We start from the raw sequence: 9,345 nt of genomic DNA, 5'->3' as shown, positions 1-9,345 counted from the left end.
GCGCCAGCGCCTCGCGCTCGCCGCCGCGATCGTCGGCCGGCCGGAGGTCGTGTTCCTCGACGAGCCGAGCGCCGGGATGGACCCGCAGTCCCGGCACGCCGTGTGGGACCTCGTGCGGGAGCTCCGCGACGAGGGCGTCGCGGTGCTGCTCACGACGCACCTGATGGACGAGGCCGAGGACCTGGCGGATCAGGTGGTCGTCGTCGACCACGGGCGCGTGATCGCCCAGGGCTCGGTGCCGTCGCTCGTGTCCTCGGCAGACGACCGATCCCTGCGGCTCGAGACCACGCCGGGGCTCGACCTCGGGTCGGCGCTGGGTCCGGACTTCGCGGTGACCGAGCCGCGCGACGGCTCGTACACCGTGACCGGCGCCGTCGACCCGCGGACCGTGGCCGCCCTGACCTCCTGGCTCGCCGAGCAGGGCGTGCTGGTCACGCAGCTGTCGGTCGGTCGTCGCACGCTCGAGGATGTCTTCCTCGACCTCACGGGACGGAACCTGCGATGAGCGCCGCCGCACAGCACCCGCCGCGCCTGGCCGCCCCCACCGCGCAGCGCGTCGCTGCCCAGACGTCGTTCGAGGCGCGCGCCATCCTGCGCAACGGCGAGCAGCTGCTGGTGACGATCATCGTCCCGGTCCTCGTGCTCGTCGGGCTGACCAGGGCCACCTCGATCGACCTGGACACCGGCGGCGCCAGCCGCATCGACTTCCTCACGCCGGGCATCCTCGCGCTGGCCGTGATGACCACGTCGTTCACCTCRCAGGCCATCGCCTCGTCGTTCGACCGCCGCAACGGCGTGCTCCGGCTGCTCTCCACCACCCCGCTCGGGCGCGGCGGGCTGCTCGCCGGCAAGGTGCTGGGCGTGCTGGTGGTCGAGATCGTGCAGGTCGCGATCATCGGCGCGACCGCGCTGCTGCTCGGCTGGCACCCGGACCCGACCGGGCTGCTCCTGGCCGTCGTGGCGATCGTCCTCGGCACCGCGGCCTTCACCGCGCTCGCCCTGCTCGTCGCGGGGACCCTGCGCGCGGAGGCCGTGCTGGCCGTCGCCAACCTCCTGCTGCTCGTCCTCGCCGTCGCGGGCGGGGTCATCATCCCGGCCGGCCAGCTGYCGGGGCCGATGTCCCACGTCGCGCTGCTGCTGCCGTCCGGGGCGCTGGGCGAGGCCATGCGGGAGACGCTCATGCACGGGGTGCTCCCGGCCTGGTCCGTCGTCGTCCTCGTSGSCTGGGCCGCCGCGCTGGGCTGGGGCGCGAGCCGSCTGTTCCGCTGGCACTGACCGCTACCGTGRGCCGATGGAGCCCGCGCAGGACGGCACGTTCCAGACAGCCCTCGCCGCCGAGTACGCCGCGCTCGTCCGGACCGTCTCCGACTTCGACGGCCGGCTCCTGACCGTCAAGAGCTGGTCGGTCACGCTGAGCCTGGCCGGTCTCGGGCTCGGCTTCCAGCAGCAGCACTACGCGCTGTTCGCCCTGGCCGCCGCCACAGGTGCCGCGTTCTGGCTGATCGAGGCGATGACCAAGCGGCACCAGGTCCGCTACTACCCCCGGATGCGGCAGATCGAGGCGTGGTCGGCGTCGTGGACGGACCTGCGGCTGCAGGGGGTACCCGTCTCGGCACCGCGGATCGACGCCGCGTGGACCGCGGCGGGTCGGAGCGACCCGGCCGCCGCCCTCGCGGAGCCGCCGCGCGAGATGACGAGCGAGGAGATCCGGCGGATGCGTCGGCACACCGCCTGGCTCCCCCACGTGTTCGTGCCCAGCGCCTTCGCCGTCGTCGTCGGCATCGCCCTGACGCTGCTCGCCGCGGGCGGAGCGCTCGACATCCCGCTGTGACGAGCCTCGCCCGCCGGGCGGTCGGGAGCACCGGGACCGAACCGTAGGCTGGTCGACGTGAGCTCGACGCCTGCCCTCGACGCCCCCTCGTCGACCCTGGACCGGATCCGCGACCGGTGGACCTGGACGGCCGTCGTCGCCAACCTGGTCGGGCAGATCGCGATCATCGTCACCGGTGGCGCCGTGCGTCTCACCGGCTCGGGCCTCGGCTGCTCGACGTGGCCCCAGTGCGAGCCCGGGCAGTTCACGCCGCAGCTGCACGAGGCGACGTCGCTGCACCCCTTCATCGAGTTCGGCAACCGGACCGTCAGCTTCGTGCTCGTGGTCATCGCCCTGGCCGTGGCCCTGCTGGTGACCGGCGACCGCCGCCGCCCGTCGGCGTACCGCCGGCTTGGCGTCGTGCCCGTCGTCGGCGTCCTGGTCCAGGCCGTCATCGGCGGCATCACCGTGCTGGTCGACCTGAACCCCGCGATCGTCGGCAGCCACCTGCTCATCTCCATGGCCCTGGTCGCGTTCTCGACGTGGCTCGTCGTGCGGACGCGCGAGGGCGACGGGCCGGCCGTGCCCCTGGTCGACCGCACCACCCGCACCCTCGCCCGCGTGCTCGTGGCGCTGACGGCCGTGGTGCTCGCCCTCGGGGTCGTCGTGACCGGCGCGGGGCCGCACTCGGGTGACGACGAGGTGGGCTACCGGTTCGGCGTCGACCCGTGGCTCATGGCGAAGCTGCACGCCGCGTCCGTCTGGGCCTTCGTCGCCGTCCTCGTCGCCGTGCTGGTGCTGCTGCGCCGCCGGGGCGTGTCCGGGCGCCCCTGGACCACCGGGCTGGTCCTGCTCGGGGTCACGCTGAGCCAGGGCCTGATCGGCTACGTCCAGCTGTTCACCGGCCTGCCGATCGGGCTGGTCAACCTCCACATGCTCGGTGCCGCGCTGCTGGCGTCGACGGTGACGTTCTTCGTGGGCAGCCTGCGCACGCGCTCGACGGTCCCGGCGCTCGACGGGGTGCACACCGCCGCCTGACCCGGTCTGCCCGGGTATGCCCTGTGCCGATGTCGGTGGTCTCTCCTAGCCTCGACCCATGGCTGACGCGATCACTGCGCAGGGACTCGTCAAGCACTACAAGAGCGTCACGGCCCTCGACGGGGTCGACCTCACCGTGCCGWCCGGCTCSGTGCTSGGGCTGCTCGGSCCCAACGGCGCSGGCAAGACCACSATCGTCCGCATCCTCACCACGCTCCTGAAGCCCGACAGCGGGTCCGCGACGGTGGCCGGCGTGGACGTCCTCGCCAAGCCGCGGGACGTCCGGCGCCGGATCGGCCTCTCGGGCCAGTACGCCGCCGTCGACGAGTACCTCACGGGCTTCGAGAACCTCGACATGATCGGGCGGCTCTACCACCTGGGCGTGAAGCGGTCGCGCGAGCGGGCACGCGAGCTGCTGGCGGCGTTCCGGCTCGAGGACGCCGCGGACCGTCCGTCCAAGACCTACTCGGGCGGCATGCGGCGCCGGCTGGACCTCGCGGGCGCGCTCGTCGCCGACCCGCCGATCATCTTCCTCGACGAGCCGACCACGGGCCTGGACCCCCGCGGTCGGACCGAGATGTGGGAGGTCATCCAGAACCTCGTCGCCGGCGGGACCACGCTCCTGCTGACCACGCAGTACCTCGAGGAGGCCGACCTGCTGGCGGACGACATCGTCGTCATCGACCACGGCAAGATCATCGCGCAGGGCACGGCGGACCAGCTCAAGATGCAGGTCGGCGGGGAGCGGCTCGAGCTCACCGTGCGGGACCCGGCGCGGCTGCTGGACGCCCGGGACCTCCTCGAGCCCATGGGCGTCGGCAAGGCCGGCCTGGACGAGGGCCGACGGACGCTGCTCATGCCGATCAGCGGCGGCGCGCAGGTGCTCACGGAGGCGCTGCGTGTCCTCGACGACGCGGGGATCGTGATCGACGACGTCGGACTGCGCCGGCCGACGCTGGACGACGTCTTCCTGTCCCTGACCGGGCGGGCCGCCGAGGACGGGGAGGAGGGAGAGCCCCCCGCGTCGGAGCCTCCCCCGCCGCCGGTTCCGGACGCCGCGCGAGCCGGCCGTCACGCGGCCGCCGACGAGCTCTCCGAGGAAGGTGCCTGATGGCCGCGCCGACCGTCTTCTCCGACTCCTACGTCGTCGCCAAGCGCAACATCATCAAGATCAAGCGCGTCCCGGACCTGCTGGTCTTCACCACGCTGTCGCCCATCATGTTCGTCCTGCTGTTCGCCTACGTGTTCGGCGGTGCGATCGCCGTGCCGGGCGGCGCCGACCCCGACGCGTACCGCGAGTTCCTCATGGCCGGCATCTTCGCCCAGACCGTGATCTTCGGCGCCACCATCACGGGCGCAGGTCTGGCGGACGACCTGAAGAAGGGGATCATCGACCGGTTCCGGTCGCTGCCGATGGCCCCGTCGGCGGTGCTGACGGGCAGGACGATCTCCGACGTCGCCAACAACGTGCTCGTGCTGATCGTGATGTCGCTGACCGGGCTCCTGGTCGGCTGGGGCATCCACAGCTCGGTCGCGGAGGCGGCGCTCGGCTACCTGCTGCTCATCGTCTTCGCCTACGCCATCTCGTGGATCATGGCGTGGCTCGGCATGCTGGTCCCGAGCCCCGAGGTGTTCAACAACGCCACGTTCATCGTGATCTTCCCGCTGACGTTCGTCGCCAACACCTTCGTGCCCCTGGAGACGCTCCCGGCGCCACTGCAGACGTTCGCCGAGTGGAACCCGGTGTCCGCGGTGACCCAGGCGTCGCGTGAGCTCTTCGGCAACATCCCGCCGGAGGTCCCGCCGCCGACCGCATGGCCCCTGCAGCACGCGGAGCTCTACACGCTGATCTGGACGGCGATCTTCATCATCGTGTTCGTGCCGCTCGCCAACATGCAGTACCGGCGGTCGACCAGCCGCTGAGCGGCTGCTGACGGCGCGCGACGAGGGGTCGCGCGCCGTCGGCGTCAGCCGGTGGAGCCTGCCGTCAGCCGGCGGTCGGCAGGGTGACGGGAACCAGGGACGACCAGCCGCCCGCCCGGGCCGCAGCGGCGGCCAGCACGCCCGTGACGGCGGTCGGGCTGTGCAGCCGACCGGCCAGGGCGGCCTCGACGGCCTCGTCCAGCGGCACCCACACGGGCACCATCGAGGCCTCCTCGTCGGTGCGGGTGTGCCGGTCGCCGTCGGCCACCGGGCTCAGGTCGCGCGCGAGGAACACCCTGATCCGCTCGTCCGAGCCGCCGGGAGTCGTGAAGAAGTCGACCAGCCGCCACCACGCTCCGGCGACCAGGTCGGCCTCCTCGGCCAGCTCGCGGGCCGCCGCGACGACGAGCTCCTCGTCGGGGACGTCCCGCAGGCCGGCGGGCGGCTCCCAGAGCTCCGAGCGCACCGGGTGCCGGTACTGCGACAGCAGCAGCACCCGGTCGTCGTCGTCGAGGGCGATCACGGCGACGGCGCCGGGGTGCGCGACGTACTCGCGCAGCACCTGCGTGTCCCCGAGATCGACCACGTCGCCGACCAGGTCGAAGATCCTCCCCGCGTGGATGACCTCGTGCGTCAGGACGGGCCGCGCCGCCGAGCGGTCAGCGAGCGGCTCCCCCATCAGGACTCGTCGCCGCGCTGGGCGAGAGCGGCCTCGACGAGCCCGGCGAACAGCGGGTGCGCCCGGGTCGGACGCGACTTGAACTCGGGGTGCGCCTGCGTGGACACGTAGTACGGGTGCACGTCCTTCGGCAGCTCGACGAACTCGACCAGCGAGGTGTCGGGCGAGACGCCGGAGATCACCAGGCCGGCGTCCTCGAGCTTGTCGCGGTACGCGTTGTTCACCTCGTAGCGGTGGCGGTGGCGCTCGGAGACGCGCGTGGCGCCGTACGCCTCGGACACGACGGACCCGGGCGTGAGGACGGCCTCGTAGGCACCCAGGCGCATGGTGCCGCCCAGGTCGCCCTCGCCGCCGACGATCGCGAGCTGCTCGGCCATCGTGGCGATGACGGGGTGCGACGGGTCGGCGTCGAACTCGGACGACGACGCGCCGTCGAGGCCCAGCACGTTGCGCGAGTACTCGATCACCATGCACTGCAGGCCGAGGCAGATGCCGAGCGTCGGGATGAGGTTCTCGCGGGCCCAGCGCAGCGCGCCGAGCTTGCCCTCGATCCCCCGGACGCCGAACCCGCCGGGCACCAGCACCGCGTCGACACCCTCGAGGGCGAGCCGGGCGCCCTCGGGCGTCTGGCAGTCGTCGGAGGTGACCCAGCGGATGACGACCTTGGTGTCGTGGTGGAAGCCGCCGGCGCGCAGGGCCTCAGTGACGGACAGGTACGCGTCGGGCAGGTCGATGTACTTGCCGACGAGCGCGACCTCGACGCGGTGGGCCGGCTGGTGGACGCGGTGCAGCAGCTCGTCCCAGCCCTTCCACTCGACGTCCCGGAACGGGAGGCTCAGCCGCTGCACGACGTAGGCGTCGAGCCCCTCGGAGTGCAGCACGCGCGGGATGTCGTAGATGCTCGGGGCGTCCTTGGCGGTGACGACCCCCTCGACGTCCACGTCGCACATGAGCGCGATCTTGCGCTTCGTGGCGTCGGGGACGTCCCGGTCCGCGCGCAGGACGATCGCGTCGGGCTGGATGCCGATGCTGCGCAGCGCGGCGACGGAGTGCTGGGTCGGCTTCGTCTTCAGCTCGCCCGACGGACCGATGTACGGCACCAGCGAGACGTGCAGGAAGAACACGTTGTCGCGGCCGAGGTCGTGGCGCACCTGACGCGCGGCCTCGAGGAAGGGCAGCGACTCGATGTCGCCGACCGTGCCGCCGATCTCGGTGATGATCACGTCGATGTCGGAGTCCGCCTGCTGACGCATGCGGGTCTTGATCTCGTCCGTGATGTGCGGGATGACCTGCACCGTGTCGCCGAGGTACTCGCCGCGTCGCTCCTTGGCGATGACCTGCGAGTACACCTGCCCGGTGGTCACGTTGGCCGAGCCCACGAGGTTCACGTCGAGGAACCGCTCGTAGTGGCCGACGTCCAGGTCCGTCTCGGCGCCGTCCTCGGTGACGAAGACCTCGCCGTGCTGGAACGGGTTCATGGTGCCCGGGTCCACATTGAGGTACGGGTCCAGCTTTTGCATCGTGACGCGGAGGCCACGGGAGCGGAGGAGTCGGCCGAGGCTGCTCGCCGTCAGACCCTTACCGAGGGAGGAGGCAACACCCCCAGTGACGAAGATGTGCCGGGTCGTGGAATCCGACCGCCCGGAGAGTCGATGCGCGCGCTCTGTCACGGGATTCCAGCCTACCCGACGAACGCGCCCGGCCGGAGGGTCCCGCGAGGTGAGTCGGGACACGTCGGAGGTCAGGACAGCGGCGCGTTCGGGTTGGCGGGGTCCGTGACCCGGACGTCGACGAGCGGCCGCGGCTGCGCCTCGAGGCTCCGGAAGTCCCGCAGCGTCCCGCGGTCCCCGGCCAGCACGGCACCGGCGACGACGAGGGCGGCGATGATCCCGCCTCCGGCCGCCGCGCCGATCGCCGTGAGCACGCCGTGGCCGGCCACCTGCGCGACCGTGTCCACCACCCAGCGACCCAGGAGCGCGCCGAGGCCCGCACCGACAACGAGGACCACCGCGGCCCGCACCAGACCGGCGGTCGCGGCCCGGCCGGCGGCGCGCCGCAGCAGGACGACCGCCACCGTGCCACCGACCAGCATGCCGAGCGAGCTGGCCTGCGCGAGCGCGAGCAGCGTCGCGTCCGGGTCGTGGCCGGCCGGGACCAGCGCCGCCGCGATCACGGGGGTCGCCACCGCGACGGTGCCCCATCCGGCGACGTTCGCGGCGATCGCCGACCGGCCGCGCTCGAGGGCGTACAGGGCTCGCGACGCATGGAACATGAGCGCGAAGCCGAGCAGCCCGGGCATCAGCCACGTGATCGTCGTGGTCATGGCGCGCATGCCCGCCCCGCCGTCGGCGATCCCCACGAAGATGTCCGTGACGGCCGGTGCCGCCGCCACCAGCGCGGCGCTGCCCAGCGCGGCAGCGGCCAGCACCGCGCGGGTGGTCCCCGAGGCCATGCGTGCGAACCCCTCGTGCTCGCCGGACGCCGCGCGGGCCGCGAGGCGGGGGAACGTCGAGGTGGCCAGCGGCACGACGAGGACCGCGTACGGCAGCAGGTACACCTGCTGCGACCAGAGGAAGACCGACCAGGTGCCCACGTTCCCCCGGGCGCTGGCGACCACGAGGCTGACCAGCACGGAGAGCTGCTGCGCGACCAGCGAGCCGATGCCCGCGAACGCGAGGACGGCCAGGCGACGGCCGACGCCGGCCGGGAACCGCAGGGTCGGCCGGATCCGCACGCCGAGGCGGTGGACCGGGACGAACATCGGGAAGCACATCGCGGCGACCCCGAGCGTGGTCCCCCAGCCGAGGACGGCGAGCGCCCCGCTGGTGACGGCCGCCGGGTCGTCGAGCTCGCCGTCGGCCAGCGCCGCGTAGACGAGGTACGTCGCGATGACGACGAGCGACGACAGCACGGGCGCGAAGGCCGGCCAGAAGAACCGCTTGTGCGCCTRGAGCACGGCGTAGAGCAGCACTGCGACGCCGTACATCGGCACCTGCACCGCGAAGACCGCGATGAAGTACTGCAGCAGGTCGCGCTCGGCGTCACCGAGCTGCCCGGGCCACGCCGAGGCGATCAGCCCGCTGCACGCCGCCAGGGCGGCTCCGAGCGGGACGAGGACCAGGAGCGTCCAGCCGAACGTGGCCGACGTGATCGCGTCGACGTCCTTGCGGAGCGCGCGGGACACCGGCAGGGCGAGCACGGGGACGAGCGCACCGGCGAGGGCACCACCGGCGGCGACCTCGAAGAGGACGTTCGGCAGCGTGTTGGCCGTGTTGTAGACGCCTCCGATGCTCCCCGCCTGGAATGCGTGCGCCTGGACCAGGTAGCGCGCGAACCCGAGCACGCGGCTCAGGACGGTCACGGCCGCGATCATGGCGGCGGCGCCGCCGAGCCCGGCGAGGGTGCGCCGCGCGGCGGGGCTCACGCGGACCGGTCCACCGGGGTGTCGGCCGCCCGACGGCCCCAGGCGTCGATCTCGCGCAGCACCGGGGTGCTCTCGATCACGCGCGTGAAGCTCACCTTCTCGCTCGCCACGGTGAGCCCGACGACGACCGCGAGCACGGCGAGCCGGACGGGCCGGGGCGCGCTGAGCACCACCGCGGTGCCGAGGGTCGCGCCGAGGGCGTTCGCTCCCCCGTCGCCGAGCATGTCGGCCTCGGCCAGGTCCTGGTCCATCGCCGCACCGACGATGCCGAGGACGGACGCGGCTGCACCGGACCCGCTGCCCGGTCCGACGGCCAGCGGCGCCGCGATGAGCGTCGCCGCCTTGAGCGCGCKCCCGGGCCGCAGGTCCAGCAGGTTCAGCAGGTTGGCGCTCGACGCCACCAACGCGCCCGAGCCGGCGACGTCGGCCAGCCAGCCGACCGCCGACCGGCGCGTGCCGTCGGGCCGGTGC

At 73.0% G+C, this 9,345-nt stretch carries 9 protein-coding genes and 1 pseudogene; 6 read left to right on the top strand and 4 right to left on the bottom strand.

What is annotated here, in order from left to right; translation table 11 throughout:
- The 6 genes from ACXJKG_RS16255 to ACXJKG_RS16230 all read left to right on the top strand — a co-directional run.
- Nucleotides 1–505 (top strand): AAA family ATPase (locus ACXJKG_RS16255; protein WP_456846785.1); only part of this gene is annotated, 505 nt, incomplete at its 5' end.
- Nucleotides 502–1,275: an ABC transporter permease gene (locus ACXJKG_RS16250; protein WP_456846784.1), complete on the top strand. Its 774-nt coding sequence runs from the start codon at nt 502–504 to the stop codon at nt 1,273–1,275. The genes ACXJKG_RS16255 and ACXJKG_RS16250, both read left to right, overlap by 4 nt.
- Before the next feature lie 16 nt (nt 1,276–1,291).
- Nucleotides 1,292–1,831, top strand: coding sequence for a hypothetical protein (locus tag ACXJKG_RS16245; RefSeq protein WP_456846783.1), 540 nt, complete (start codon nt 1,292–1,294; stop codon nt 1,829–1,831).
- A gap of 57 nt (nt 1,832–1,888) precedes the next feature.
- Nucleotides 1,889–2,848, top strand: coding sequence for a COX15/CtaA family protein (locus ACXJKG_RS16240; protein ID WP_456846782.1), 960 nt, complete (start codon nt 1,889–1,891; stop codon nt 2,846–2,848).
- A 58-nt stretch (nt 2,849–2,906) separates the two neighbouring features.
- Nucleotides 2,907–3,959, top strand: a complete 1,053-nt coding sequence (locus tag ACXJKG_RS16235; protein ID WP_456846781.1) for an ATP-binding cassette domain-containing protein — start codon at nt 2,907–2,909, stop codon at nt 3,957–3,959.
- Nucleotides 3,959–4,771: an ABC transporter permease gene (locus tag ACXJKG_RS16230; RefSeq protein ID WP_456846780.1), complete on the top strand. Its 813-nt coding sequence runs from the start codon at nt 3,959–3,961 to the stop codon at nt 4,769–4,771. The genes ACXJKG_RS16235 and ACXJKG_RS16230 overlap by 1 nt, the downstream gene beginning before the upstream one ends.
- Nucleotides 4,772–4,835: 64 nt before the next feature.
- Here the strand turns inward: ACXJKG_RS16230 and ACXJKG_RS16225 are convergent, their stop codons facing one another.
- From ACXJKG_RS16225 to ACXJKG_RS16210, 4 genes and pseudogenes are all read right to left on the bottom strand, one after another.
- Nucleotides 4,836–5,450, bottom strand: a complete 615-nt coding sequence (locus ACXJKG_RS16225; protein WP_456846779.1) for an NUDIX domain-containing protein — start codon at nt 5,448–5,450, stop codon at nt 4,836–4,838.
- Nucleotides 5,450–7,120 carry a CTP synthase gene (locus ACXJKG_RS16220; protein WP_456846778.1) on the bottom strand — a complete coding sequence of 557 codons (1,671 nt, stop codon included), beginning with the start codon at nt 7,118–7,120 and terminating at the stop codon, nt 5,450–5,452. Before ACXJKG_RS16220 ends, ACXJKG_RS16225 begins: the two co-directional genes overlap by 1 nt.
- Before the next feature lie 71 nt (nt 7,121–7,191).
- On the bottom strand, nt 7,192–8,874 hold the full coding sequence (gene murJ / locus ACXJKG_RS16215; protein ID WP_456846777.1) for a murein biosynthesis integral membrane protein MurJ: 1,683 nt from the start codon (nt 8,872–8,874) through the stop codon (nt 7,192–7,194).
- Nucleotides 8,871–9,345: pseudogene (locus ACXJKG_RS16210) on the bottom strand (hypothetical protein); the annotation flags it as partial. The pseudogene ACXJKG_RS16210 and the gene murJ, both read right to left, overlap by 4 nt.

The organism is Cellulomonas sp. P5_C6 (assembly GCF_054049635.1).
Note: the sequence above shows the minus strand (reverse complement) of the source record. Positions and strands in the feature narration are given on the sequence as shown.

Excerpts from the sequence above, each read along its gene's own strand:
- ACXJKG_RS16245 (WP_456846783.1), top strand. The coding sequence starts at position 1,292 with ATGGAGCCCGCGCAGGACGGCACGTTCCAGACAGCCCTCGCCGCCGAG.
- ACXJKG_RS16230 (WP_456846780.1), top strand. The coding sequence starts at position 3,959 with ATGGCCGCGCCGACCGTCTTCTCCGACTCCTACGTCGTCGCCAAGCGC.
- ACXJKG_RS16225 (WP_456846779.1), bottom strand. The coding sequence starts at position 5,450 with ATGGGGGAGCCGCTCGCTGACCGCTCGGCGGCGCGGCCCGTCCTGACG.